24 protein-coding genes are annotated in these 26,934 nt (G+C 46.6%); 11 read left to right on the top strand and 13 right to left on the bottom strand.

Translation table 11 applies throughout. From position 1 onward, the window contains the following. Positions 1 to 324: 324 nt before the first annotated feature. A complete protein-coding gene (locus BLQ53_RS08110) occupies positions 325 to 2,028 on the top strand; it encodes a hypothetical protein (protein ID WP_093726787.1) in 1,704 nt (567 codons plus the stop codon). Positions 2,029 to 2,088: 60 nt separating this feature from the next. Further along, on the top strand, positions 2,089 to 2,301 hold the full coding sequence (locus tag BLQ53_RS08105) for a DUF6366 family protein (RefSeq protein WP_093726810.1): 213 nt from the start codon (positions 2,089 to 2,091) through the stop codon (positions 2,299 to 2,301). 295 nt (positions 2,302 to 2,596) lie between these two features. Here the strand turns inward: BLQ53_RS08105 and BLQ53_RS08100 are convergent, their stop codons facing one another. Further along, a complete protein-coding gene (locus BLQ53_RS08100; protein WP_244499289.1) occupies positions 2,597 to 3,637 on the bottom strand; it encodes an LCP family protein in 1,041 nt (346 codons plus the stop codon). A gap of 147 nt (positions 3,638 to 3,784) precedes the next feature. Here BLQ53_RS08100 and BLQ53_RS08095 point away from each other — a divergent pair, with 147 nt between their 5' ends. Both BLQ53_RS08095 and BLQ53_RS08090 read left to right on the top strand, forming a co-directional pair. Next, positions 3,785 to 4,108: a thioredoxin family protein gene (locus BLQ53_RS08095; protein ID WP_170829617.1), complete on the top strand. Its 324-nt coding sequence runs from the start codon at positions 3,785 to 3,787 to the stop codon at positions 4,106 to 4,108. An 84-nt stretch (positions 4,109 to 4,192) separates the two neighbouring features. After that, positions 4,193 to 4,384 carry a hypothetical protein gene (locus tag BLQ53_RS08090; protein ID WP_093726785.1) on the top strand — a complete coding sequence of 64 codons (192 nt, stop codon included), beginning with the start codon at positions 4,193 to 4,195 and terminating at the stop codon, positions 4,382 to 4,384. Here BLQ53_RS08090 and BLQ53_RS08085 read toward each other — a convergent pair whose 3' ends face one another. Next, positions 4,385 to 5,173 carry a serine/threonine protein kinase gene (locus tag BLQ53_RS08085; protein WP_093726784.1) on the bottom strand — a complete coding sequence of 263 codons (789 nt, stop codon included), beginning with the start codon at positions 5,171 to 5,173 and terminating at the stop codon, positions 4,385 to 4,387. Positions 5,174 to 5,299: 126 nt separating this feature from the next. Between BLQ53_RS08085 and BLQ53_RS08080 the strand changes: the two genes are divergently transcribed. Beyond that, a complete protein-coding gene (locus BLQ53_RS08080) occupies positions 5,300 to 6,139 on the top strand; it encodes an SPFH domain-containing protein (protein ID WP_093726783.1) in 840 nt (279 codons plus the stop codon). 12 nt (positions 6,140 to 6,151) lie between these two features. Then, complete coding sequence (locus BLQ53_RS08075) at positions 6,152 to 6,316, top strand: type II toxin-antitoxin system antitoxin (protein ID WP_093726782.1); 165 nt, start codon at positions 6,152 to 6,154, stop codon at positions 6,314 to 6,316. A 31-nt stretch (positions 6,317 to 6,347) separates the two neighbouring features. Here BLQ53_RS08075 and ilvA read toward each other — a convergent pair whose 3' ends face one another. The 9 genes from ilvA to ilvD all read right to left on the bottom strand — a co-directional run bounded on the left by ilvA (position 6,348) and on the right by ilvD (position 17,321). After that, entirely contained in the window at positions 6,348 to 7,337 is a 990-nt protein-coding gene (ilvA, locus tag BLQ53_RS08070; protein ID WP_425288289.1) for a threonine ammonia-lyase, read from the bottom strand. A 14-nt stretch (positions 7,338 to 7,351) separates the two neighbouring features. Next, positions 7,352 to 7,936: a 3-isopropylmalate dehydratase small subunit gene (leuD, locus tag BLQ53_RS08065; protein ID WP_093726780.1), complete on the bottom strand. Its 585-nt coding sequence runs from the start codon at positions 7,934 to 7,936 to the stop codon at positions 7,352 to 7,354. A gap of 12 nt (positions 7,937 to 7,948) precedes the next feature. Further along, positions 7,949 to 9,364, bottom strand: coding sequence for a 3-isopropylmalate dehydratase large subunit (gene leuC / locus BLQ53_RS08060; RefSeq protein WP_093726779.1), 1,416 nt, complete (start codon positions 9,362 to 9,364; stop codon positions 7,949 to 7,951). Positions 9,365 to 9,381: 17 nt separating this feature from the next. Then, positions 9,382 to 10,467 (bottom strand): 3-isopropylmalate dehydrogenase, encoded by a 1,086-nt coding sequence (gene leuB / locus BLQ53_RS08055; RefSeq protein WP_093726778.1) that lies wholly within the window; start codon positions 10,465 to 10,467, stop codon positions 9,382 to 9,384. 22 nt (positions 10,468 to 10,489) lie between these two features. Next, positions 10,490 to 12,031 (bottom strand): 2-isopropylmalate synthase, encoded by a 1,542-nt coding sequence (locus BLQ53_RS08050; protein WP_093726777.1) that lies wholly within the window; start codon positions 12,029 to 12,031, stop codon positions 10,490 to 10,492. Next, positions 12,009 to 13,055 carry a ketol-acid reductoisomerase gene (ilvC, locus tag BLQ53_RS08045; protein WP_093726776.1) on the bottom strand — a complete coding sequence of 349 codons (1,047 nt, stop codon included), beginning with the start codon at positions 13,053 to 13,055 and terminating at the stop codon, positions 12,009 to 12,011. Before ilvC ends, BLQ53_RS08050 begins: the two co-directional genes overlap by 23 nt. A 23-nt stretch (positions 13,056 to 13,078) precedes the next feature. Next, the gene (gene ilvN, locus BLQ53_RS08040; RefSeq protein WP_093726775.1) at positions 13,079 to 13,603 is read right to left on the bottom strand and encodes an acetolactate synthase small subunit; all 525 of its coding nucleotides are present in this window, start codon (positions 13,601 to 13,603) and stop codon (positions 13,079 to 13,081) included. Continuing rightward, positions 13,600 to 15,333 (bottom strand): biosynthetic-type acetolactate synthase large subunit, encoded by a 1,734-nt coding sequence (gene ilvB / locus BLQ53_RS08035; protein ID WP_093726774.1) that lies wholly within the window; start codon positions 15,331 to 15,333, stop codon positions 13,600 to 13,602. Before ilvB ends, ilvN begins: the two co-directional genes overlap by 4 nt. Before the next feature lie 320 nt (positions 15,334 to 15,653). After that, positions 15,654 to 17,321 carry a dihydroxy-acid dehydratase gene (gene ilvD / locus BLQ53_RS08030; RefSeq protein WP_093726773.1) on the bottom strand — a complete coding sequence of 556 codons (1,668 nt, stop codon included), beginning with the start codon at positions 17,319 to 17,321 and terminating at the stop codon, positions 15,654 to 15,656. Positions 17,322 to 17,739: 418 nt separating this feature from the next. On the opposite strand from ilvD, the gene BLQ53_RS19425 reads away from it, so the two are divergent. Further along, complete coding sequence (locus tag BLQ53_RS19425; RefSeq protein WP_093726772.1) at positions 17,740 to 21,198, top strand: NTTRR-F1 domain; 3,459 nt, start codon at positions 17,740 to 17,742, stop codon at positions 21,196 to 21,198. A 138-nt stretch (positions 21,199 to 21,336) separates the two neighbouring features. Continuing rightward, positions 21,337 to 23,130, top strand: a complete 1,794-nt coding sequence (locus BLQ53_RS08020; RefSeq protein WP_093726771.1) for a M3 family oligoendopeptidase — start codon at positions 21,337 to 21,339, stop codon at positions 23,128 to 23,130. Positions 23,131 to 23,307: 177 nt separating this feature from the next. On the opposite strand, the gene BLQ53_RS08015 is transcribed toward BLQ53_RS08020, so the two are convergent. Continuing rightward, complete coding sequence (locus BLQ53_RS08015; RefSeq protein WP_093726770.1) at positions 23,308 to 23,814, bottom strand: DUF2812 domain-containing protein; 507 nt, start codon at positions 23,812 to 23,814, stop codon at positions 23,308 to 23,310. Between the two features lie 4 nt (positions 23,815 to 23,818). After that, positions 23,819 to 24,157 carry a PadR family transcriptional regulator gene (locus BLQ53_RS08010; RefSeq protein ID WP_093726769.1) on the bottom strand — a complete coding sequence of 113 codons (339 nt, stop codon included), beginning with the start codon at positions 24,155 to 24,157 and terminating at the stop codon, positions 23,819 to 23,821. A 219-nt stretch (positions 24,158 to 24,376) separates the two neighbouring features. Between BLQ53_RS08010 and BLQ53_RS08005 the strand changes: the two genes are divergently transcribed. The 3 genes from BLQ53_RS08005 to BLQ53_RS07995 all read left to right on the top strand — a co-directional run bounded on the left by BLQ53_RS08005 (position 24,377) and on the right by BLQ53_RS07995 (position 26,926). Beyond that, positions 24,377 to 25,156, top strand: coding sequence for a DUF1385 domain-containing protein (locus BLQ53_RS08005; RefSeq protein ID WP_170829616.1), 780 nt, complete (start codon positions 24,377 to 24,379; stop codon positions 25,154 to 25,156). A gap of 193 nt (positions 25,157 to 25,349) precedes the next feature. Continuing rightward, the gene (locus BLQ53_RS08000) at positions 25,350 to 26,195 is read left to right on the top strand and encodes an ABC transporter ATP-binding protein (protein WP_170829615.1); all 846 of its coding nucleotides are present in this window, start codon (positions 25,350 to 25,352) and stop codon (positions 26,193 to 26,195) included. Next, complete coding sequence (locus tag BLQ53_RS07995) at positions 26,192 to 26,926, top strand: ABC transporter permease (protein ID WP_093726766.1); 735 nt, start codon at positions 26,192 to 26,194, stop codon at positions 26,924 to 26,926. Before BLQ53_RS08000 ends, BLQ53_RS07995 begins: the two co-directional genes overlap by 4 nt. The last annotated feature ends 8 nt before the right edge of the window (positions 26,927 to 26,934 follow it).

The following is a 26,934-nucleotide window of genomic DNA, read 5'->3' as shown; positions in this document are numbered from 1 at the left end:
AAGAAAAATTAGGCTACCACACACCAAAAGAGTTTGGTGGCATGGCAGCCTAATAAGGGTGTTTTATTTGTGTCTCACATCGCTATGTCAGTCTAAATACATGATTTTTTTATCTCCTAAGTTCAATTTAATATATAGTATAGTTTTAATTTTTCATAATTGAAAGTTCTTGGAAAAAATAATTATCGCCATGATATGTTAGGAAGCTGTCATCTGTTCCGTATTTATCAGCAGATTGACGTCAGGGGAGCATTAAATTTATATAGATGAAACATTTCTTTCTCTATATCGTATATCTAATACGACATCAAAAGGAGGAACAGGATGATTTTTCTTATTGCATTGGCCGGCTTGGCTGGCTTTATCCTAATAGCTTTGGCTGACTTGGCAGCTGGAGGAGGAAGGGCAAAGGTGAGACAGTACTTGGCTGCAGGTATTGTTGCTTATATTGTACTGCTTATCACCATTTATTTCGTTTTACCAGCATTTATTATCCAAAATATCTTATGGTTGAACGCAATCGGAATATTCTTTGCTGCTTTTGGGCTCTTCGCAAATGATCAAACGGCAAAGAAAAAAAGGAATATAGGCGTTTCGCTTGCGGGAGTACTAGTGGCATTACTTGTAATTGGTGGAATTGTTTGTGTGATTGCCAATTTCGCAGTTTACCAGTCGACGTATGACCATGTCGTCCAATCCACTGAAGAAGTAGCGAAACCATTGGATGAAGATAAGACACCGATTGCAATTGCACCTAGCTCAGTCCGGAATAAAATGAACAAGAAGATGAGTGTTGTACCGGATACGCAGCTTTATCATCTAGGTAGTCTTCAGACTCAAACAGTTGGGGGAACCAATGAATACATCGCGGCTGTTGAATTCGATGGTTTCTTCAAATGGCTAAAAGGTGGCGAAACAAAGGGTTACTTTGTCATTGATGCGACTGATCTCGGCGCACAGCCAGAGTTTGTCGAAGATGAATTATCTTATGTACCATCTGCTTATTTTCATAAGGATCTGAAACGAATCATCTATTCGCGTTATCCTTCTTATATCCAGGAGGGGGAGGCGCGTTTGGAGGTCGATGAAGAAGGAAAGGCATGGTATGTCCAGACTGTTTATCAGCCGAAATTATTCACTCAAAAAGCGAATGGTGACGATATCCAAGTAGTAGTGGTTAATCCGTATAATGGAGAGTCTGCTATTTATGACGCTGATGAGGCACCTGATTTTATCGAGAATACGATTTCACCAGAAATGGCTAGTAAGTTGAACACATATTACGGAGAGTACAGTGGCGGGTTCTGGAATCGTCATTTCGGGAAAGCCGGTGTGAAAATCCCGAACGATAATGGAACGGAGCATGGTGTCACAGCTGTTTTCGCTGAGGACGGCAGCATCCAGTACTTCACTGATTTCAAATCACCGAAGGAGAATATCGACTCTGCGCTTGGCTACTCGATGGTCGATGGCCGCACCGGGGAAGTGACATTCTATGGTGGGGAGAAGAACAATGGAATCATGGACTCTTCGGGGGCCGTGGAAGTAGTAGAAAAAGAATACCCTGAAAAGAAATGGGAAGGGAAAATGCCTGTATTGTACAATATCGATGGCAATCCGACCTGGGTGATCAGCGTGCTCGATTCCAATGGGATCTTCAAGCAGTATGCTTATGTACGGGCGGCTGATTCCGATTATGTCGTTTTCGGTGAAGATGCAAAAAGTACGTTGGAAGCATATCGCCTGCAGCTCGCAACCGATACAAGTACTGCAGAATCGACAGGAGACGCTCCAGTGCACAAAGTGAGCGGGGAAGTGAATCGCCTTTATATTTCCGGAGACAATGCCGGATCGAAGACGATTCAGTTCTTGCTGACAGATCAAGATGTCATCTACAGTATCAACGCAACCGATGCACCATATGCCATTTTCCTGAAAGAAGGCGATCAAGTCAGCTTTGAGGCTGCGATGCATGACGGGGCAAAATCAGCAACAATCGAACAAATATCCATCGAAGGATTGAATTAAATGATAGAAGCCAGCTTTCAAGATGAGAGCTGGCTCTATTTAAAGAAAAGGAGTGCTGTTATGAGTGAAGACAAAGAAACTCCGGAAATGCGAAGGGAAAAATTGAGACAAGAAGAAATAAAACAAAATCCAGCAGGCAATCTAAGCGATGCGTTCAATAGGAATGAAAGTGGGAACCTCACTGATTTGGTTGGCGGTTTGAGCTGGAAAGTGACAGGGATTGTTCTGCTTGTATTGATTGGTTTTTTAGCGGCATTGTTATTCTTCAGATAAAGGAAAAACGCCATTTTACATTCGATCCCACACTGCAGAGAAAGAAGATGACTATCTATTCCATGTCTTCCTATTGAAGGAGTTGTCCATACCGAAGGCAGTTACCCGATATCTTTAAAGGTGACTTGGGACAAGTCTCTTATTTCTAAGTAAGGGACATCGGCGCTACATCCGACACGGAGCTTGTCGTCATTATCGATGGAGATGAAGGAAAGCCGCTTCCTTTTGCCGTCAAGGTTATGCCCGAAGAGATAAGCGTCATCGTTCCCAAAGAAACATAAAAAACCCCACCTGTTTAAGGTGAGGTTGTCGTGCTTGAAGTTGAACCATCGAGAGCAGGAAGCTCTAATTGGTCGCGTAATTCCTGAGTGGCATTAGCCAGTGACGTTGGATCAGGAAGAAAAGCATAGGCATTATAACCAGGTACAATCCCATTGCCGCCTTGCCCTTCCAGCTTCAGGCTTTCCACTGCCAAATCATTGTTTACACCGTAGGAAATGAAGCTTTTCATTTCATCGAAAGTCATATTCGTCGTCATGTTACTGCCGACAGCATCCAGAAGACTGGAATATTTAAGGACGGAGCTCATATCCGTCGCTTTATCCATCATCGCTTCGATGATCTGCTGCTGGCGATCATTACGGGCAAAGTCACTATCTTGCTTCCGCGTCCGAGCAAGGGCTAATGCTTCTTCTCCGTTCAAGGTTTGGACACCTGGCTGTAGGTGGATGGCGCCTTTTTCATCTTTGGAATTCATTTCTTCCAGTTCATATGGCACGTCGACTGTGATACCATCCAGGGCTTCGACGACACTGATGAAAGCCTCGAAATTCACATCGATATAATAATCAACTGGTACCTGAAGCAGTTCTTCCACTGCTTCGGCCGTGGCAGTAGGACCGCCATTGTACGAACCGTTGATTTTTGTGTTGCGTTCCAGATAAGGTACGTAAGTGTATGTGTCACGCGGGATGCTCAGCATCTTGATGCTTTTATCATCTTTATTGAAGGTAGCAAGAATCATCGTATCGGATCGTTTACCAATATTATCTTGTTCCCGTTTGGTACTGGAATCGGAGCCGATGAACAACACACTGACGCTGTCTTCTGCAGGATCGACGGCACTGTCGCGCAGTGTGGACTTCTCTCGGCCATCATCCACGAAGGAATCATTGGCAAGATTCCCGGCCTTTACGTAAAGATAACCAGCATATGCTGCCGGAATGAGAAGCAAAAGTAAAACGATCAGAAATATATTCCGGATGATGCGCTTCTTGCGGGATTTCTTCCGCTTTTTTTGAGAACGGCGCATCTCCTGTCTTTCATCTTTTGGCATATATATGTTTCTCCTTTAATCTGCTGATCTAGAATTTTGTCAAAATTTGTTTGGATATCCCCAGGCTCTACTATATCATATCATTCGCCAACTAGGGATATGATTCTATATGATGGAGAAAAGAACCAAAAAGCAGGTGAGTTGAGAATGAAGTTGCACAGTGTCGACGAAGTAGAAGAATTCATCAATGAAAATGGACTTGCTATCTTGTTCATCTCTTCACCGGGCTGCAGTGTGTGCCAAGCTTTGCTGCCTCGTATGGAGGACATAGTGCAAAAATATCCAGCTGTACAGCTCGGTTATGTTGATGGAGATGAGGTCCAGGAAGTGACGGGTAAATTCCTGGCATTTGGAGCACCGACCATTTTGGTATTCGTCGAGGGGAAAGAACAGATTAGAGAAGGTCGATTTATCCGCATGGAGGATTTCGAAGCTAAGTTGGAAAGGCTTATTTCATTGACGGATTATTAAGAATGTGTAAAGAAACTTATTTTCGGAAACTAACATGGTATCATTTTCGTAAATGGACTAGTTCCTATTCAGGGAGGTAAACCTATGTTCAAAAAGTTCATCCGTAAAATACAAGAATCAGCCGGCGGCAGCAGTCATCGCCGCGGCAGAAGATACGATTCCAGCGGCCATCGTGGCAGGAGACGTTATGGTTCGAGCGGCAGCAGTGGCTATGGCCGTAATCGTTATGGCGGAAGCAGTCGTTATAAGCGCCGCGGGTATGGAAGCAGCAGCTAATTAATCTGCTGCTTCTTTCGCTTTTTCCAACGCGTCGATTGCTTCAGACGCAGAAGGGAATGGAGCCTGAATGCCTAATAATCTTTCAAGAACATGACTGCATGCTCTTGATAAAGTAAGCTCTTCCGTCCATGGGAGAGCTTTTTTATTCGTCTTCTCAAATGTCGTATATAAAAGGTAAAGCAGAATATCCCCTATATCGAATAAATCCTGTTCCAAACGATTTTGTTCCGCATTTCCTCTTGGACCGCTGAACTGTTGTGCTAGTCCGAAATCGATAAGTGAGGCATGTCCATCTGCTAACATGACATTTGGAATTCGAATGTCACCGTGGTAAATGCGGCGATCGTGCAGATAAGCGACAACAGTTGCTATATCGATTGTCAGCTCAAGCGCCTCTTTTTCGCTGTATTGTTTTTTTGTATCGAATATATGCTGTTCCAAGTTCTCACCTGTTACGAAATCCATGACGAAAAAGTAACCGTCATCCGTGTGAAAAAAGGAGGTGGAAGCTGGGATGGAAGCGTGAGCCAGTTTTTTCAACAATTCATATTCCTGCTCGAACATGCGAAAATATTTCTTTCGCTTTTGCCGGCTGCGTCGAAGTTGTTTAACGGTACATGTTTTTTGTTGGACAATATCTTCGCAGAGATAAGTCGTTCCATAGCTACCGGAACCGAGTTTGCGGATGACAAGATATCTCTTTGCAATATAAGTCCCTTGGGGATATGTTATATCGACAAGGTAACGGTGCAGCAGGCGAAAAGGTCTGAAAACATGAAAGAACATATGAGATCTCCGTTCCTTTTTAATTTAAGTATAAAGGCTAGTCTGCATGTTGCAAAGTATGTTGTCAGAATATATAATAATATTAAAGTGATATCACTTTAATATGAAAATGTAGGAGTGACGTGTATGAAAGAAAAACAAGCTGCTGCCTTGAATGGTTTCCTTGGGGTATTGATCATCCTTATTTGTGCAGGTGCAGGTGTATTTAGTTTGACGCAGGAGGCGATTGTTCCAGCTATCCTGTTGTTTATAGTCGCTGTAGTACTGGTAACCGGTATTGTTATCGTACCTCCTAATCAAGCCTACGTCGTGACATTCTTCGGTAAGTATATCGGTACAATCCGTGCCAATGGTTTGTTCTTGACTATTCCTCTGACAACTAGACAGCGGATCACGCTGCGTATCCGAAACTTCAATTCCAAGACACTTAAAGTAAATGACATAGAAGGTAATCCAATTGAAATCGCTGCGGTGATTGTGTATCGTGTAATAGATACTGCGAAAGCAGCCTTCAACGTGGATGATTACGAGGAGTTTGTTGCCATTCAAAGTGAGGCGGCTGTTCGGAGTATCGCTTCCAACTATCCTTATGATAATTTCAATGAAACGGGCTTCTCTTTGCGCGAAAATGGGGATGAGATCACTGGTAAACTGCAAGCGGAACTGGAAGCACGCCTGAATGAAGCTGGAGTGGAAGTCATGGAAGCGCGATTCACACATCTCGCTTATTCTACCGAGATTGCCCAGGCAATGCTGCAGCGCCAGCAAGCTGCTGCCATTATCGCAGCCCGCAAAATGATCGTCCAAGGGGCAGTCGGTATGTCGATGGATGCTATCGAAGCATTGAATGAAGGTGAATTGGAGCTGGATTCAGAGCGTAAGGCACAGATGGTGAACAATTTGATGGTGGCCATTGTTTCCGACCGCGGGACACAGCCCGTCGTGAACAATGGATCACTGTATTAAAGCAGGGGTGTTATGGCGAAGAAAAAGAGTTTTCCGTTGCGCATCAACCAGGAAATCTATGATATGGTACAGAAATGGGCAGACGATGACTTTCGCAGTGTGAATGCTCAGATTGAATATTTGCTTCGCGAACAGCTGAAGCAGGCCGGCAGACTGAAGCCGGAAAAAGAAAAATAGAGCAGGAAGCGTGATGCCTCCTGCTCTTTCTTTATGCCATGCTGTTGGCGGGGAGATGCATAGTAAGTTCATGCAGCTCAGACAGCTTTTGAAGATCGAAGTTCCCACCGCTGATGACGATACCGCAATGCTTGGAACGAATATTTTCATGATGGCGCATCAAGGCTGCAAAGGCAGCAGCGCCGGCTCCTTCTGCAAGCGTCTTATGCCGTTCGAGCAGCTGCAGGATAGCGGCTGCTATGTCACGCTCCGAAACAGTGACCACATCATCCACGTATTGCTGGATCAATGGCATCGTTACTTTGCCAGGCTCCTTGACGGCAATGCCTTCTGCAATTGTCGTACACGTGAGACATGGTATCAAATGTTTGTGGAATGCGTGATAAGTTGCGCAGGCTGCTTCCGTTTGTACACCGATGATCCGGATGGAAGGTTTGATCTGTTTGGCGGCAAAAGCAATACCGCTGATAAGCCCGCCGCCACCGATTGGAACGATGATACAGTCAAGATTTGGCTGATCTTCCAGCATTTCTACTGCAATCGTGCCCTGCCCAGCGATGATATCCACGTCATCGAAAGGGTGGATGAATGTCGCCCCTGTCTGCTTTTGCTCTTTCTGGGCAGCGAATAGCGCTTCTTGGAATGTTTCGCCTGCCAGTTCGACTTCTGCACCATAGTTCCTTGTCGCTTCCACCTTTGGCTTCGGTGTATGGAGCGGCATATATATTTTCGCCTGGATGCCGCGTTTGGCAGCGGCCAAGGCAACACCTTGCGCATGGTTTCCGGCAGAAGCGGCGATGACACCACGGTTTGCAGCTTCTTCGCTCATACTGCCGATTTTAAAAATCGCTCCGCGAGCCTTGAACGCGCCTGATTTCTGCTCATTCTCCATCTTCATATATACGTTCCTGTCCATCAACCTGTCAAGCGTTGTGGAGGTCCTGATAGGTGTATGATGTACCAATTCCTTCAAAAAGTCTGCAGCTGCTTGTATTTTTTTCTGACTTAAACAATCCCCAATGCCTTCACGCTCCTTTAATTATATGTCTGTTCAAATTGTGTTATCTGATCAGCATAGGTCAATGTAATGCCGATCTCGTCCAGTCCATTCAATAGCATATGCTTATGATAGGCAGGAATGTCAAAATCTGCCTCAAAGCCTAGCTCATCATGCACTTTTTGTTTCTCCAGATCTATTGTCAGTATATACGAATTTATCTCTGCCTGATTGAGCAGATAGTCTACTTTGTCCTCGGATAGTTTAATAGCTAGTATGCCATTCTTTGTCGTATTATTGTAGAAAATATCTGCAAAGCTAGGTGCAATGATCACTTTGAAACCATAATCCAAAAGCGCCCAAGGAGCATGTTCACGAGAAGAACCACAGCCGAAATTGTCCCCGGCAATCAAAACGGATGCCCCTTTGTATTTCGGCTGATTCAGCGTGAAATCCTGGCGCGGCTGATCTTTCTCATCAAATCGCCAGTTATAGAAAAGAAATTGTCCAAACCCAGATCTCTCTATCCGTTTGAGGAATTGTTTCGGTATGATTTGGTCTGTGTCGACATTTCGCTTTGGAAGCGGATAGACAAGTCCGTTATGTGTTTTGATCGGTTCCATTTCCCATCCTCCTTACACAGTTGGTGCGGCGACTTGCCGGACATCGACAAACCTTCCTTCGATTGCTGCTGCGGCCGCCATTTCCGGACTGGCCAAATGAGTGCGGGCTCCGGCACCTTGCCGACCCTCGAAATTCCGGTTCGAAGTGGAAGCGCAGCGTTCGCCAGCAGGTACGACATCATCATTCATTGCCAGACACATACTGCAGCCAGCATCACGCCATTCAAAGCCTGCATCTTTGAAAACCTTATCCAAACCTTCTTGTTCTGCTTGCATCTTAACAGTGAATGATCCTGGTACGACCATGGCACGAACGGAAGGATGAACCTTTTTCCCTTGGATGACACTGGCAGCCTTGCGCAAATCTGTAATTCGTGAATTTGTACAGGAGCCGATGAAAACATGTTGGATTTCGATGGAAGTCAGCTGTTGATTCGGCTCCAATCCCATATACGCCAGCGCCTGTTCAACTGATGCTTTTTCTTCTTTATTCTCTATGAGTGCCGGATCCGGGACATTTGCAGATATCGGCAGACACATGCCTGGATTGGTACCCCAGGTCACTTGCGGTTCGATTTCGGATGCATTCAAATGTACCGTGTGATCATAGGCAGCACCTTCATCGGTGGCAAGCTGCCGCCATTTTGAAACTGCTTTTTCAAAAGCAGGACCTTCCGGGGCATATCTTCTCCCGCGGAGGTATTCGAAAGTCGTTTCATCCGGACTTATCAAACCAGCGCGTGCCCCTGCTTCAATCGACATATTACAGACCGTCATCCGTTCCTCCATGGACAGGTTTCGAATGGCTTCTCCGGTATATTCGAGCACATAGCCGGTACCGAATTTGACGCCGAACTTACCGATGATGGCTAAAATCAGGTCCTTGGCTGTCACACCAGTTCCAAGAGTGCCGTCAATTTGCACATTCAATGTCTTTGGTTTACTTTGCCAAAGTGTCTGGGTGGCAAGCACATGCTCTACTTCGCTCGTACCGATACCAAATGCCAAAGCACCGAATGCTCCATGGGTGGAAGTATGGCTGTCACCGCATACGATTGTTTTGCCGGGCTGTGTAAGACCAAGTTGCGGGCCGATGACATGCACGATTCCTTGGTCCGGATGGTCAATATCTGCCAGTCGGATGCCAAATTCCGCACAGTTGGTTCTTAGTGTTTCCATCTGTGTGCGGGCAACTTCATCGCGGATCACCGAACGATGAATTGTTGGTACGTTGTGATCGACGGTAGCATATGTCCGCTCTGGCTGTCGTACTTTCCGACCTGCCAGGCGCAGCCCCTCAAAAGCTTGAGGGGAGGTCACTTCATGTACAAGATGCAAGTCGATATACATGAGATCGGGCTTATTAGGCTCTTGTACAACGGTGTGTTTCTCCCATATCTTTTCGATAATCGTCTTAGGTTGCTGCATTGTTCTCAGGTCCTTTCTTAAGAACTCACTTTTGCTGTCATCAGCTGCTCGATGACAAGAGAAGTCATTTTTTCTGTACCGACGATCGATTCCGGTTTCACTTGCATATCTTGTGTTCCGAATCCGCTTTGCAGCACTTCATTGACAGCCGCTTCCACGGCGTCAGCCTCTTTCTCCATGCCGAAAGAGTAGCGGAGGAGCATGACAGCAGAGAGGATAGCGCCAAGCGGATTGGCAATATCCTTACCGGCTATATCCGGAGCGGAGCCATGGACTGGCTCGTAAAGACCAAGCGCATCGGCTCGTAAGCTGGCCGAAGGAAGGAGGCCGAGAGACCCAGTCAGTACAGATGCTTCATCGCTCAGGATATCGCCGAAAAGGTTTTCGGTAACAATGACATCGAAGTAAGTCGGATTGGTAATGAGTTTCATGGCAGTTGAGTCAACAAGCATATGCTCAACGGCCACCTCCGGATAATCCTTCCTCTTTTCGTCGACGATTTCCCGCCACAGCTTGCTTGATTCAAGTACGTTTGCTTTGTCAACGGAAGCTAGACGTTTGTTACGGAGCATGGCACTCTGGAAACCGGTTTCGACTATCCGTTCAATTTCGTTTCTCTCATAGTGAAGGGTGTCGACAACCGTTTGTCCTTCATCCCGTCGTTCGCTTGGCGTACCGAAGTATAGCCCGCCAGTCAGTTCTCGTACAATCAACAAGTCGCTTCCTGCAACGATTTCCTGCTTCAGCGGTGAACTGGACAGCAGGGAAGGGAAGGTTTTGACGGGCCTCAGATTTGCAAAGAGGCCCAATCCTTTGCGCAGCTGAAGCAGTCCCTTTTCGGGCCGCAGATGAGGAGGCTGTCGATCCCACTCAGGTCCTCCTACAGCGCCGAGTAAAATGGCATCCGCTTCTTTACAAGCCTGAAGTGTGTCTGCTGGCAATGGTTCCCCGAATGTATCAATGGCAGCACCGCCGATTTGTTTCTCTTGGAAGGTAAAAGTGTGGGAGAAAATGTCGGCTACCTGCTGCAGGACAGAAGCAGCGGCTTCTGTCACAGCAGGACCGATTCCATCTCCCGGTAGCAGTACGATCTTTTTTTGCATGGTCAGCACTCTCCAGGTCAGATTAGATTAATGCTTGAACTTTTTTCAGTGTTGCGGCGCGTAAAGCGCGATTCACGCCGTTGACAAAGGCTTGGCTGGAAGCCTTCAAAACATCATTGGCTGTGCCGCGGCCGGTATAGGCTACACCGTCGACTTGCAATTGGACATGTACTTCAGCCAGAGCATCTTCGCCTTTGCCGACTGAATGGATACGGTAGTCCGTGAGTGTCACTTGTTCATCGATCAGGGCAGCCAACGTATTGTAAATGGCTTCCACAGTTCCATGTCCAGTCCGAGCGGTCTCCTTGATACCTTGCTCAGGTGTCTGCAAGGCAATAGTGGCCGTTGGCAGATTTTGCGGACCCATCGTCACTTGAAGGGCTTTTACTTCATATGTCTTCACGGGATCATGTTTTGTCTGGATATCCAGCGCAATGGTGAAGAGGTCTTCATCCGTTACTTCTTTCTTTTTATCTGTCAGACGTTTGAAGCGGTCGAAAGCTTCCTGTAGCTGCGTCTCTTCAAGGACAAAGCCAAGTTCCGCAACTCTCGTATTGAATGCATGTCGGCCGGAATGTTTTCCAAGTACTAGATTGGTAGCATTCATGCCAACCAGTTCCGGTGTGATGATTTCATACGTTTCCGCATGCTTCAGCATTCCGTCTTGATGGATGCCGGATTCATGGGCAAAAGCATGGTCTCCGACAATTGCCTTATTGCCTGGTACTGTCATGCCAGTCAACTTGCTGATCAAGCTGCTGGTCCGTTTAATTTCATTCAATACGAGACGGGTAGAGTGCTGATACACATCTTTTCGGATATGAAGGGCAACTGCGATTTCCTCCAAGGCGGCATTGCCGGCACGTTCTCCTATGGCATTCACTGTTCCTTCGATTTGGGTAGCACCATTCTCGATAGCGGCGATACTGTTGGCGACAGCCATTCCCAAATCATCGTGACAGTGTGCCGATAGATCCGCTTTTTTGATATTTGGAACGTGTTCCTTCATATAAGCAAACATCTTGCCGTACTCGGCTGGAGTAGCATATCCGACAGTATCGGGCAGATTTACAACTGTTGCACCAGCTTCGATGACTGCTTCCACAACACGTGCAAGGAAAGGCAGTTCCGATCTGGAAGCATCTTCGGCAGAGAATTGGACGATTGGAAAACGTTCCTTCGCATAGGTGACCATTTCGACAGCCGTTTGCAGTACTTCCTCTGGCGTTTTTTTGAGCTTATATTCCATATGAATAGGGGAGGTGGCCAGGAATACGTGGATTCTTGGCTGCTCCGCATCTTTCAATGCTTCCCATGCGATGTCGATATCGCTTTTTTTTGCCCGGGCCAATGCCGTTACTGCTGTTGTCTTGATGGAGCGGGCTATCTCACGGACAGCGAGGAAATCCCCCTCGGAAGAAGCGGGGAAGCCCGCTTCCAATACATCCATTCCGAGGCGTTCCAGCTGCCTGGCGATCTCAAGCTTTTCCAGTTTGTTCAGATTTACTCCTGGTGTCTGTTCGCCATCCCGCAGCGTTGTATCAAAAAATTTTATTTGAGCCATGGACAATCACTTCCTCAGTGGATTGTTTTTTCTTCCCTTGTTTGACAAATGGCATCAATTCACGAAGCTCGCGGCCGATTGTTTCGATTTGGTGATTTGCTTCTCTTGTATTGATCGCATTGAATTGCGGGCGGTTGGCTTGGTTTTCCAAGATCCAGCCTTTGGCGAATGTACCGTTCTGGATATCTTCCAATACCTCTTTCATGCGCGCCTTGGTTTCGTCATTGACTACCCGCGGACCGGAAACGAAATCGCCCCACTGCGCTGTATCAGAAATGCTGTATCGCATGCCTTCCAGACCGTCTTCATACATAAGGTCGACAATCAGTTTCAATTCATGGAGACATTCGAAGTAGGCGACTTCCGGCTGATAACCTGCTTCTGTCAATGTTTCAAAGCCTGCTTTGACAAGGCTCGTAAGTCCGCCGCAAAGTACTGCCTGCTCCCCGAACAAATCAGTTTCGGTTTCTTCCTGGAACGTCGTCTCCAAGATGCCGGCACGTCCTGCACCGATACCTTTGGCGTAAGCAAGTGCTACGTCTTTGGCTGTTCCGGTTACATCTTGATAGATGCCGTATAGGGCAGGCACGCCGGCTCCTTCTGTATAAGTGCGTCGGACAAGATGTCCCGGACCTTTCGGAGCGACCAGGAACACATCCACATTGGATGGTGGTGTGATTTGGGTGAAGTGAACGTTGAAACCATGAGCAAATACCAAGGCATTTCCAGTTTCCAGATTTTGCTCGATGCTTTCTTTATAGATAGCAGGCTGAAGTTCATCGGGTACAAGCATCATGATGATATCCGCAGCTTGAGCTGCTTCGGATGCAGATCGTACATCATGTCCATCCTCGACTGCCTGATCCCATGATTTTCCTTGACGAACGCCTACCACTACATCAAATCCGCTTTCTTTCAGGTTCTGTGCGTGGGCATGACCTTGAGAACCATAACCGATTACTGCGATTTTTTTATCTTTCAAAACCTCTTCTTGAATGTCATTGTGATAGATAACTTTTGCCATAAATAAGTCATTCCTCTCTGTTTTTAATTGGTTATAAGTGAATACGTGTTTCCGTCCGCAGCTTGCGGTTGATGCCCACGTAGGAAGGCTGTTACTCCAGTTCTAGACAATTCCTTGATTCCATATGGTCGGACCAGCTCGAGGAAAGCCTCGATCTTATCGGTGTCGCCGGTTACTTGGACGATCATGCTGTCTTTGCTGATGTCGACTGCACTTGCCCTGAAAGGAGCGATGATGCTTTGTAGCTCATTGCGGCTGGCAGGGGGGCAGACCACTTTTACGAGTGCCAGTTCCCGCGCCACGATAGCATTTTCGGTAATATCGGCAACCTTCAGGACGTCAATCTGCTTGTGCAGCTGCTTTGTGAGCTGTTCCAGCTTTTGCATGTCTTCGACCTCGACGACGAATGTCATGCGGCTGATTTGTTCCACTTCGGTTTTACCAACCGAAATACTGTCAATATTGAATTGCCTTTTTTGCATCAGACCGGTTATCCGATTCAGCACACCACTTCGATTTTGGACGGTGGCGGTAATGATTCGTTTCATCGACTCACTCCAATCATTTCATGCAGTCCTTTTCCAGGTGCAATCATCGGGAACACATTCTCCTGCCTCAGCACACGGCAGTCGATCACAACTGGTTCTTTCGATTGAAGCAGGGCAGGCAGCTCAGCTACGAGCTGTTCCTGTGTCTCCAAACGAACGCCTTTGACATTGTAGCTATCCGCCAATTTGATGAAATCAGGCTGGACATCAAGCAATGATTCGGAATACCGCTCCTGATAGAAGAATTCCTGCCATTGCCTTACCATACCGAGGCTTTGGTTATTGACAATCAAGACTTTGACCGGCAGCTTTCGCTCTTGCAGAACGGATAGTTCCTGCATCGTCATCTGGAACCCGCCATCGCCGACTACACTGATGACTGTACTGTCGGGACTTGCGAGCTGGGCTCCGATAGCAGCAGGGAACCCGAAGCCCATTGTGCCAAGTCCGCCGGAGGTCACCCACCGATCTGGCTGATCGAAACCGTAATATTGCGCTGCCCACATTTGGTGCTGCCCGACATCGGTCGTGATGATGGCATTTCCGTTTGTTGCTTTGTGCACAGCTTGCATGACCCATTGCGGGATGAGGTCTTGTACTGGATTGTTAAACCAAAGCGGAAATTCTAGTTTGTACTGCTGCAAATGATCACGCCACGGCTGGATGTCCGGTATCGCTGCTTCTGCTTCTTGAAGCGCCTGCAGCGCTGCTTTGGCATCTGCTACAACCGGAATGGCAGTAGGAATGATTTTACCGATTTCTGCTGGATCGATATCGATATGTGCAATCGTAGCTTGCGGGGCAAAATGCTCCAAATGCCCAGTAAGTCTGTCATCGAATCGAGCACCGACATTGATCAGCAAATCGCATTCATACAAGGCGCGATTGGCTGCATAGGTCCCATGCATGCCTGCCATACCAAGAAACTGATCATCACTGGCAGGATAAGCGCCGAGCCCAAGCAGGGTGGAAGTGACGGGCAGCTGGTAACGTTTTGCGAAGGCACGAACCTCTTCTGATGCCTTGGCATGCAGGATGCCTGCTCCTGTTAAGAGGATCGGGCGTTTTGCTTCTACAATCGCTTGCGTGAGTTTTTTGATCTGGTTGCTGTTTGGCTTCGTTGTCGGCTGATAACCAGGAAGGTGGACATCACCCCCGTCTAGCGAAGATTCATAAGCTTCACCGGAAATATCTTTCGGGATATCAATCACCACAGGTCCAGGTCTTCCAGTTGTTGCGATATAAAATGCTTCCTTGATGATTCGGGGCATATCTTCTTGCTTTTGAACCTGATAATTGTGTTTGGTGATCGGTGTGGTGATGCCAATCACATCCGATTCCTGGAATGCATCGGTACCGATGACGCTTCTGCCGACTTGACCTGTGAATACGACAAGAGGCAGGGAATCCATCATGGCATCGGCAATTCCGGTAATAAGATTCGTCGCGCCAGGTCCTGAAGTTGCGATTACGACTCCAGGTTTTCCGGAAACGCGGGCATATCCTTCGGCAGCGTGAATGGCTCCTTGTTCATGTCTGGTCAGGATGTGCTGGAAGCGGGGTTCTGCACGATACAAGGCGTCATAAATCGGAAGTACGGCTCCTCCCGGATAGCCGAAAATGGTATCGACTCCGGCTGCCTGCAGTGCTTCTACGAATAAGTCAGCGCCTGTTTTGGGAGTTTTGGCAGCAGGCTTTCTTTCTTGTACTGCTTGTGCCTTCACCTTCATGGTTATATCCCTCCAGTAATTTTTGATATATAAAAAAGCCCTTTTTCTCCATTCAAGCAATCTTGCAAGAAATGGGGAAAAAAGACTTTGCTTTTCTCGGTACCACCCAAGTTCACAGCTTCCTTACGGTAAGCTGCCTCATGGAGCTTTCATGAAAGCTCCGTTTTGATAACAGGTGCACTGCACCTGGCTAAGCCTACTAGTTGTTTCAGCTAAGCGCTCAGGGAAGAGAATGACGGATTATATTGCCAGGCTTTCAGCGCCCCTGGCTCTCTGTGAATATAATGCTTCCGTCACTATGGTCCCGTCTTCGTTTTAGTTTATATTTTCATCACACCGCCAGTATTGGCGGATGTTACGAGTTTTGCGTACTTTGCAAGGTAACCCGATTTGATTTTTGGCTCCGGCTGTTTCCAATTTTGCCGGCGGGTCTTGAGAACATCTTCATCGACGAGTAATTCAATGCTGCGAGTTTCCAAGTCGATGAGGATCGGATCACCATTTTCGACGAATGCGATCGGCCCGCCCTCGGCTGCTTCTGGTGATATATGACCGACCGAGATACCGCGAGTAGCTCCGGAGAAGCGGCCGTCTGTGATCAAAGCGACTTCTTTTGCTAAGCCGCGGCCGGCGATGGCGGAAGTAGGGGAAAGCATCTCCGGCATCCCGGGACCGCCTTTTGGACCTTCGTAGCGTATGACAACGACGTGACCGGCTTGCACAGTCCCATTGGTGATTCCTTCCTGGGCCTCGTCCTGTGAATTAAAGACGATTGCCTCTCCGAGAAACTTCTTGATGGAAGGATCGACTGCCCCGACCTTGATCACACTTCCGTCAGGTGCCAGATTGCCGTACAGGACACTCAGTCCGCCAACTGGGCTATACGGATTATCCAATGGACGAATGACTTCTTTATTTAGAATCTCGTAGTCTTCTACATTCTCAGCAATTGTCTTGCCGGTGATGGTAATTCTTTCTTTGTGAAGAAGACCGTCGATTTTACATAACTCATTGATGATTGCACTGACACCACCGGCCAGATGGACGTCATGCATGGAATAATCGGATGCAGGACTGATTTTGGATAGGTATGGAACTTTTTCGGCAATTTTATTGATATCTGCCAGATTGTATTCAATGCCTGCCTCATGCGCGATAGCGATTGTATGGAGGACCGTGTTTGTCGATCCGCCCATGGCCATATCCAAGGCAAAAGCATTATCAAAGGTTTCTTTCGTCATGATATCTCGTGGACGAATATCTTCTTTGACAAGTCGGATCAAATGTCGGGCAGCTTCATAGATCAGTTCATGCCGTTCGTCGGATGTAGCTAGTAATGTTCCATTCCCCGGCACGGTCATACCGAGCATTTCCATCAGACTGTTCATGGAATTGGCTGTGAACATACCCGAGCAGGATCCGCATGTCGGACATGCCAGTGTTTCGATCGTTGCTAATTCCTGTTCGGTCATTGTACCGTTTTGAACAGCGCCTACGCCCTCGAACATGGACACCAAGTTCAATGGTTTTCCATCCGGACTTACTCCAGCTTCCATCGGGCCCCCGGAAACGAAGACAGAAGGGACATTGGTTCTTGCTGAAGCCATCAGCATGCCGGGTGTTATCTTATCGCAATTCGGGATATAGAAGACGCCATCGAACCAGTGAGCTTGTATGACAGTCTCTGCGCTGTCCGCTATAATCTCTCTGCTTGGCAAGCTGTAACGCATACCGATATGGCCCATTGCAATGCCATCATCTACGCCGATTGTATTGAATTCGAAAGGAATTCCACCAGCTTGGCGGATTGCATCTTTTACTACTTCGGCAAATTTGTTTAAATGCATATGACCTGGAATGATATCGATGTAAGAATTGCATACACCGATGAATGGTTTTCCTAAATCAGATGTCTTAACCCCGGTCGCGTGAAGCAAACTGCGGTGCGGAGCGCGGTCAATCCCTGTTTTGATCATGTCACTTCGCATTTGATCAAAACACCTCCCAGCTGCAAAAGTTCTCTTTTTTTTTACGTGTGATTGAATGCGAAAAATGAACGGAATGAATAATTAGAAAATTCATTTATTTGATTGATTGTCAGTTATCATAACGCCTAACCAGAGCTAGGTCAACAGCTATTTGGATAAATTTTCAGATTCTTTAAATAAGTCAATCTATTTGTAAGCGTTACCAATACACTGTTGTTGGGGTTGTATGTTAGAAAATCTGGCAAAAAACTTTTTTATAGCCCTTGATTTTATAAAAACATGGACTTGTACATTTATGGAAGACTTATAGGGATATAGGTCAAACAAGGAGTCAGGAAATAATTCGTGTGAATAGTTATAGAAAGAGATTGTGAGCTAAGGATTAATTTATTTTTTTTGAAGGAGGCAGAAATCATCGATGCCTGGCCCGAACATCGTAGAAAATGGCGGATTTGAATCTGGAAGTCTTGTACCATGGGTTTCATCTTTTGCATCCATCACCCAGCAATTTGCACATAGCGGAAACTATGCAGCAAGACTGGATGGCAGTCAGGTAACTGCTTTTATAGCACAGTATGTATCACCAGTTCTAACGGGTTATAACTATACGCTGTCACTTTACTTAGCAAGAGAAAGTGAACTGCCAGCACCAGCAGTACAGGCGCAAATAGTTTTCTTATCTGAGAATTTCCAGACAATAGGCAGTGGGTTGCTGCTTAATATCCCAGCAGACAGTATTCCCGTTGCTTCCCAAGAAGGCTGGACTCATGTTACGGGAATCTCAGCCGCAGCACCTGAAGGAACGGCACAAATTTTTTTATTAATTAATACCCTGCCTAACCCTGCAAATGGCAGTATCTTGGTAGATGACGTGAGTTTAGCGTTTATTGAAGATGACATAGGTATAACTGGGCCGACCGGACCTACCGGTGCAACCGGGCCGACTGGACCTACCGGAGTAACGGGAACGACCGGACCGACGGGAGCCACAGGCCTTACCGGAGTGACAGGAGAAACAGGAACGACCGGCCTCACTGGAGCAACAGGAGAAACGGGCTCAACCGGTCTCACTGGAGCAACAGGAGAAACAGGGCCAGCCGGACTTACCGGATCAACAGGAGAAACGGGACCAACCGGCCTTACTGGAGTGACAGGAGAAACAGGTGCAACTGGCATCACCGGGGCAACAGGAGCCACGGGCCTTACCGGAGTGACAGGAGAAACGGGGCCAATGGGTCTCACCGGGGCAACAGGAGAAATAGGATTAACAGGTCTCACTGGAGCAACAGGAGAAACGGGCTCAACCGGTCTCACTGGAGCAACAGGAGAAACGGGCTCAACTGGCCTCACCGGAGCAACAGGAGACACAGGATCAACTGGCTTTACCGGGGCAACCGGAGGAACGGGACCAACCGGCCTTACTGGAGTGACAGGGGAAACAGGATCAACCGGTCTTACCGGATCAACAGGGGAAACAGGATCAACCGGTCTCACTGGATCAACAGGAGAAACGGGACCAACCGGCCTTACTGGAGTGACAGGGGAAACGGGACCAACCGGCCTTACCGGAGCAACAGGAGAAACAGGGCCAGCCGGACTTACTGGATCAACAGGAGAAACGGGACCAACCGGCCTTACTGGAGTGACAGGGGAAACAGGATCAACCGGCCTTACCGGTGCGACAGGAGAAACAGGATCAACTGGCTTTACCGGGGCAACCGGAGGAACGGGACCAACCGGCCTTACTGGAGTGACAGGGGAAACAGGATCAATCGGTCTCACTGGAGCAACAGGAGAAACAGGATCAACTGGTCTCACTGGTGCGACAGGAGAAACAGGATCAACCGGTCTCACTGGATCAACAGGAGAAACGGGACCAACCGGCCTTACCGGATCAACAGGAGAAACAGGGCCAGCCGGACTTACTGGATCAACAGGAGAAACGGGACCAACCGGCCTTACTGGAGTGACAGGGGAAACAGGATCAACCGGCCTTACCGGTGCGACAGGAGAAACAGGATCAACTGGTCTCACTGGTGCGACAGGAGAAACAGGCTCAACTGGCTTTACCGGGGCAACCGGAGGAACGGGACCAACCGGCCTTACTGGAGTGACAGGAGAAACAGGCTCAACCGGCCTTACTGGAGTGACAGGGGAAACAGGATCAACTGGTCTCACTGGTACGACAGGAGAAACAGGCTCAACCGGCCTTACTGGAGTGACAGGAGAAACAGGCTCAACTGGTCTCACTGGTGCGACAGGAGAAACAGGCTCAACTGGCTTTACCGGGGCAACCGGAGGAACGGGACCAACCGGCCTTACTGGAGTGACAGGAGAAACAGGATCCACTGGTCTCACTGGAGCAACAGGGGAAACAGGATCAACCGGTCTCACTGGTGCGACAGGAGAAACAGGCTCAACCGGCCTTACTGGCGCAACAGGGGAAACAGGTGCAACTGGCATCACCGGGGCAACCGGAGAAACAGGATCAACCGGTCTCACTGGAGCAACAGGAGAAACGGGCTCAACCGGTCTCACTGGAGCAACAGGAGAAACGGGCTCAACCGGTCTCACTGGAGCAACAGGAGAAACGGGACCAACCGGCCTTACCGGAGCAACAGGAGAAACAGGGCCAGCCGGACTTACCGGAGCAACAGGAGAAACGGGACCAACCGGCCTTACTGGAGTGACAGGGGAAACAGGATCAACCGGCCTTACCGGTGCGACAGGAGAAACAGGCTCAACCGGTCTCACTGGTGCGACAGGAGAAACGGGATCAACTGGCCTTACCGGATCAACAGGAGAAACGGGACCAACCGGCCTTACTGGAGTGACAGGGGAAACAGGAGCCACGGGTCTTACCGGATCAACAGGGGAAACAGGATCAACCGGTCTTACTGGATCAACAGGAGAAACGGGACCAACCGGCCTTACTGGAGTGACAGGGGAAACAGGATCAACCGGTCTCACTGGATCAACAGGAGAAACGGGACCAACCGGCCTTACTGGAGTGACAGGGGAAACAGGATCAACCGGCCTTACCGGAGCAGCAGGAGAAACCGGAGGAACGGGTCTCACTGGCGCAACAGGAGAAACAGGATCAACCGGCCTTACCGGTGCGACAGGAGAAACAGGATCAACCGGTCTCACTGGTGCGACAGGAGAAACAGGATCAACCGGCCTTACTGGAGTGACAGGGGAAACAGGTGCAACTGGCATCACCGGGGCAACCGGAGAAACAGGAGAAACAGGATCAACCGGTCTCACTGGATCAACAGGAGAAACGGGACCAACCGGTCTTACCGGATCAACAGGATCAACTGGTCCAGCGGGAATCACAGGCCCAACCGGAGCAGCCGGTCTCACGGGCCCAACAGGACCAACCGGCCCGGCGGGAACTACCGGTCCAACAGGGGTTACAGGCCTTACCGGTGCCACAGGTATAACGGGAGCTACCGGTTCTACCGGCAGCGCACTACCTTCCGTCAGTGCGCTTGCAGCAAACCAAGTGACTGCAACTCTTGCCATTCCTCTCAATACGGATACCGTAATAAATACAATTACTCCGACAGTGGTGGCAGGTAACAATGAAAAATTGGATTTCCTTGCACAAATTGCTATTGTAGCGACTGCCAACTGGTCAGTTTCTGTCACTGCAACACTTAGAAGGGGGGCAGCTACTTTAAATCAGGTGACCATTGGCCGATCAGGTCAGGCTGCTGGAACATACCAAATCCTTGTGCCGAATACGTTCGTAGATGTAGTCCCGACTACTGGTACCACGACATATACGGTAAGTGTAACGGTAACCCCAATCTCTGGCATAACATCGGCTTCTGCAGAAACCCGCAATTTAAATGGAACACAATTTGTTTAGCATATAGAGACCATAGCATCTGTTTTGCTATGGTCTTTCTATGTTTTTCAATCTACGCCGAAAATTATCGAACAATAAAACTTTTCAGTCAATATAGCAAAGCGTATAATAGGAAGGTAGTTTAAGGGAGGTATACATATGACAAATAAATATGGACAAACTTGGGATTTGGATGTGATTTTCCCGGGAGGAAGCAATTCTCCTGCCCTGGAAGAATACGCAGGCAATGCAGAACAGGCAATAAGTGAATGGAAGCAGGCTCTGGACTCTTTCCAAGTACCTGATCAAGGTGAAGATACTGCTGGCTTAGTACGCATCCTGGAAAAGTGGGAATCATCTGCGAAACATGTATTTGAGGTTGTTGCATTCGTTGAATGTTTGGTAGCGCAAGATGTGACGGATAAGAAAGCGAAGCAATGGTCCGGGAAAAAAGATGAACTTATGGCTGCTTATAGCGGGACACTTACCGGTGTGGATAGAGTGATTACACAAGTACCACAGCAGACATGGGAGCAGCTGCTTGAGCAGCCGGAATTGATCAATTATGCATTCATCCTTGATGAGCGCAAAAAAGAGGCAGCTGAAAAGCTTGCGCCTGAGCAGGAAGTATTGCTGAATGATTTGGCTATCGATGGCTACCATGGCTGGGGAAGCATGTATGACACGATTGTCGGCAGTATTCAAGTACCGTTGCAAATCGATGGAAAAGAGAAATATTATTCCGTCGGCCAAGCAGCTAATAAGCTTGATGCTGCGGATCGGAAAGTTCGTCAGCATGTGTTTGCCAGAATGCAGGAAGCATGGACAGAGAAGGAAGATTTCTTTGCTGAAACGCTTAACCACTTGGCTGGTTTCCGTCTGCAGTCATACAAACACCGCAAATGGGATAATGTGTTGAAGGAACCGCTTGCTTATAACCGTATGTCTCAGGAAACATTGGATGCTATGTGGGGAGCCATTACGGATGAGAAAGATGCATTCGTAAAATATTTGCAGCGTAAAGCTGAGATTTTGGGACTGGAGAAATTGAGCTGGTATGATATTGATGCGCCGCTTTCTTCTGCAACGAAACATGTAACTTACGATGAAGCAGCTGATTTCATCGTGAAGCATTTCCGCACTTACAGCAGCCAAATGGCTGATTTCTCACAGCAAGCATTCGTGAAGCGCTGGATCGAAGCGGAAGACCGTAATAGCAAACGTCCAGGTGGTTTTTGCACGAGCTTCCCTGACAAAAAAGAAAGCCGGATCTTCATGACATTCAGCGGAACAGCTTCCAATGTATCGACACTTGCGCATGAACTGGGTCATGCTTATCATAGTTATGCGATGAACGATGTGGAACAGCTGAATCAAGAATATGCGATGAACGTAGCGGAAACAGCTTCTACATTGGCAGAACTGATCGTTTCGGATGCCGCGGTAAAAGAAGCGGAAACGAAGGAAGAAAAAATTGCATTGATTGAGGAAAAAATTCAGCGCAGTATCGCTTTCTTCATGAATATCCATGCGCGATTCTTGTTTGAGACTAGATTTTATGAGGAGCGCAAAGAAGGACTCGTATCCGCAGCACGATTGCGTGAGTTGATGGTCGAAGCTCAAAAAGAAGCATACAATGACCAGCTTGATGAATATGATCCGACATTCTGGGCATCCAAATTGCATTTCTATGCAACAGACGTGCCGTTCTATAATTTCCCGTATACGTTCGGTTACTTGTTCAGCACGGGCATCTATGCCAAAGCTGCTGAGAATCCGGAAGACTTTGAACGCTTCTACAATGCATTGCTGGAGGATACTGGGCGAATGACGGTAGAAGATTTGGCGATGAAGCATTTGCAGGAAGATTTGACGGATAAGGCATTTTGGTTAAAAGCTATCGAGGTATGTAAGCAGGATATCGAAGAATTCCTGAAATTGACTGCAGAATAATAGGAAAGAGCCATAGACAGTGGTGGGCAGATTGTAGAGGAACTCCAGTTTCTCTACAATCTTTTTATATAAGGTATTAATAGAAATCTTGTCTGGGATACAGGCTTTTGCAGGTTGACACAAAAGCGGTTCCTGTTACTTTCATTGAAGTAGAGGAACCGATTTATACCGTTTTATTTAATCCCTTAATTTAGAAATTTTTTGTCTAACTTTGAAAATACATAAAATAAAGATCATGATTAATAAGGTAAAAAACACATCCAATACTATTGAATTTTGCAAAAAGGCCATGCTTACTGCAAGTATGATGAATGTAATGAATACTGTAAGCAGATGTTGCAGCAAGCTATTGTATTTTTCAATTTGATATTCACGTTCGGTATAAATTTCAGGGGTATGCTCCTGGGACTCTTTTGTACGGAAATAGTACCAATTTCCGTACCGCGTAACATACTCCCAGCCAGTATCCTGAAAAATCGTTTTGTATTCATTCAGGTCATTGTCGCTGGTAGATTTATAATCCAGTCTATATATATACGAAGCAGGCTCGATTTTTTCAAAGGTATAGAGAAATTTATAGGATTTCAAGGCCCATCCTTTTTTTGCCATCCTGTTTAACCAAATTTCTTCACTCTTGTCCTGCCACGCCAAAAAGATCTTGAATACTTTTTTTTCTTTGTGCATAGATTTACTCTTCCACCTCAATGCTTTCAACCTTTTTTCGACTTACTTCAACTAAGTTTTGCAGGCGACTCCACTCTAACTTCACAACTTGTTTCCCTAACTCTGTAAGTATGTAGCATTTTCTTCGTTCACCGTCTTCTTGGGTTTTAGCAATGATTTTTTGTTTTTCCAATTTACTTAATGCGCCATATAAAGTTCCTGGACCTAACTTTACCTCACCTTTGCTCATCTCTTCTACTTTTTGCATGATGCCATACCCATGAAGAGGGGTGGTGAGGGAAATCAATATATAAAAAGTTGTATGTGTAAGTGGTAAGTATTGTACTGGTGAGGTTTTTTTCATTCTGCTACCTCCAATTGGCTGTTTATCATACCTTCTATAGTGACTACATTATTATAGCATATCAGAAGCAGCACCTTTTTCTAACAAAAAGGAAATTAAGGGTTGAAAATTGTGGCGATAGGGATTAATATATCATTGTTCGTTATATCGTGTTGCGATATAACGAGTGGTGATGCAGAGATAGCGTAGGACTGTGATCTTAAAAAGGAGAGGATTATGATGAAAATAAATGAGTTATTAGTTAATGGCGGCATGGCACATGGTGATGCGGTCTCATTTTACGGTAAAAACTATCAATCCCGCGCAAAAAGAAATAAAACTGGTGAGATAAGTGTAGAGATTCAAAAGCTTAATTCATTACCCAATTGGTTGAACAACATGCTTCTAATTCCGGTACTTAGAGGTTTTGCGGACACGATTTATGCCTTTTATATGAAATGGTGGGTAGGTCTCCTGTTCCTTGTTGCACCTATTGCAATGAATTATCGTATCCAGGCAGTAATGGGTTTATTCACTTCTCAATCAGGAAACGCTGAGGCGGGATTTATTTTCGGAATGCTTACAGGTTTGATCATGGTAACTATCGTGCTGAAATTAACTCCAACTGGTAAATACCATGCTGCAGAGCATATTGTCCATAACTTATATTTACAGGGAAGACCGCTTAATGTAGAAGAAGGGAAAAACACATCGAGAATCCATGAGTGGTGTGGGACAGGATGTATATTTTTACTAATTACATATACGGTGATCATGGTATTCATTCCAATTGCCACGTGGCTGAAGATCATATTGTGGTTTCCTTTTTACGGAGAAGTAATCATGAATCAAAACAAGTACTTCCGAATGGTTGTCACGCCGTTTAAGTGGATTACATATGCATCACAGTTCCTGACAACATCAAAACCGAAGGAAGAACATATAGAGGCTTCACTTAAAGCATTTCAAAGCTTGCTAGAGAAAGAGGAGGAGATGCGTAAATCAAAAACAATTGCTTAAAGAAAGTCAAAAAAGATAAGTTGATCTTATGGATCACTATCATCTTTACCATACATCCTTCAATAATTTGATTAGCATAAAAGACCACTTGCTGAAGTGGTCTTTTCCTATGACAAATGTCATATTTCTACATGACATTTCTTCCTTACTTCCTGCGTTATGACTTGTTATCTTGTTAATGGGAGGTGGCAATATGCTGATGCTGAATCATATCAGTAAATCATTCCATGGACAATCGGTTCTTAGCGATATTACGTTCCAAATGTCAGAGGGGGAAAGTATCCTCTTGCTTGGTACAAATGGAGCTGGAAAATCCACTTTAATCAAAATCATTTTAAGAATGCTGCAGCAAGATGCCGGCGGGATCCAGTGGACAACGAATAATCCCCGAATTAGTTATCTACCACAGTCGCCTTCCATGATAGGGAATTTGACAGTCAGGCAATTTGCTTCCTATGTGCTTTCCCTACATGGCAGACGGTTTCAAGTCGATACTGTTTTGAAAGATGCGGGGTTGGATGACAAAAGAAAAATGCTGGCAGAAAATTTGAGTGCAGGACAAATGAAGCGTCTATTATTCCAGCTGGCTGTAGTGACCAAGCCAAAGCTGCTCTTCATGGATGAACCGACAGCTGGAATGGATCTGGAAGCCAAGCGCCTGTTTCATAAGCAACTGGCAGCGGTACGTGCTGATGGAGTCAGCATATTGATTACGACGCATATCCTTTCTGAGGCAGAGGAGGTTGCCGATCGATTGTTATATCTGGAAGACGGCGTGTTAACCGTGGATCGTTCAATCGATGAAATCAGACAGCTCAGGCAGTCAGTATGCTTTCGGACAGATGAAAAGCATCAGGAACTGCTGCTATCCATGGGGTACAGCCTGCATGAAGGGTTATTTCGGAAACTGACAGATGATGCGGATCAGGAACTGCAGCTGCTTATCCAGAAGAGCATCCAGCTAAAGCAGCTTGAAATTAAAGGAGATACACTTGAGAACTATGTGGAAGGATTGTCAAGGAAGGGAGTTGGCTTATGAAATCCATTATTCTGACAGTTGGCATGGAACTTCAGCGAATGATAAAAGATAGATATTTTTTATTCTTTTCATTGCTGACGCCTTTCATCTTTTACTGCTTGTTTACGTATATCAATAAAGGCGTCGTAATCAGTGGAATAGACTTTGATTATTTCTTTCTTATTTCTATGACTTGTTACAGCTTAGTAGTGAATTCCGTACAAGGATTCGGCATGCAAATGATGTATGATCGCAGACAAACTTGGATGGACTATCTTTTTATACATCCTGTCACGTCATCACAATATTTCGTCGCTCGCATGCTTACCCAGCTCTTGCTCAATTCAATAATTGTCTCGGTATTCTTCCTTGTCATAAATACTTGGAAACAATTTGACCGTCCTATCGGAGAATGGATCATGACAAGTGTTTGGCTGTTGGTTGTCTCGAGTCTATTTCTAACAATCGGAATCTTGATTGCCCAATCGAAAAAAATACAAACAGCATCCGTAACAGCGAATATTGTTGTATTGGGCCTTGCGATTTTGGGAGGACTTTGGATGCCGCTGGGGACGTTTCCTGAATGGGTGCAAATGATCGGGGAGTGGCTGCCATCTTACTTATACGCAAGGGGTGCGTGGAACATCGCTGCAGGAGAGGGTATTGAAATTTCTAATATAATAATCCTTGTCTGTTATTTTTTGTTATGCTTTATAGGAGCAATGACGTTACAGTACAGGCATAGGAGTTGAGTATATAG

The organism is Terribacillus halophilus, from assembly GCF_900101385.1.
In the GTDB taxonomy this organism is placed as follows: Bacteria; Bacillota; Bacilli; order Bacillales; family Amphibacillaceae; genus Terribacillus; species Terribacillus halophilus.
Note: the sequence above shows the minus strand (reverse complement) of the source record. Positions and strands in the feature narration are given on the sequence as shown.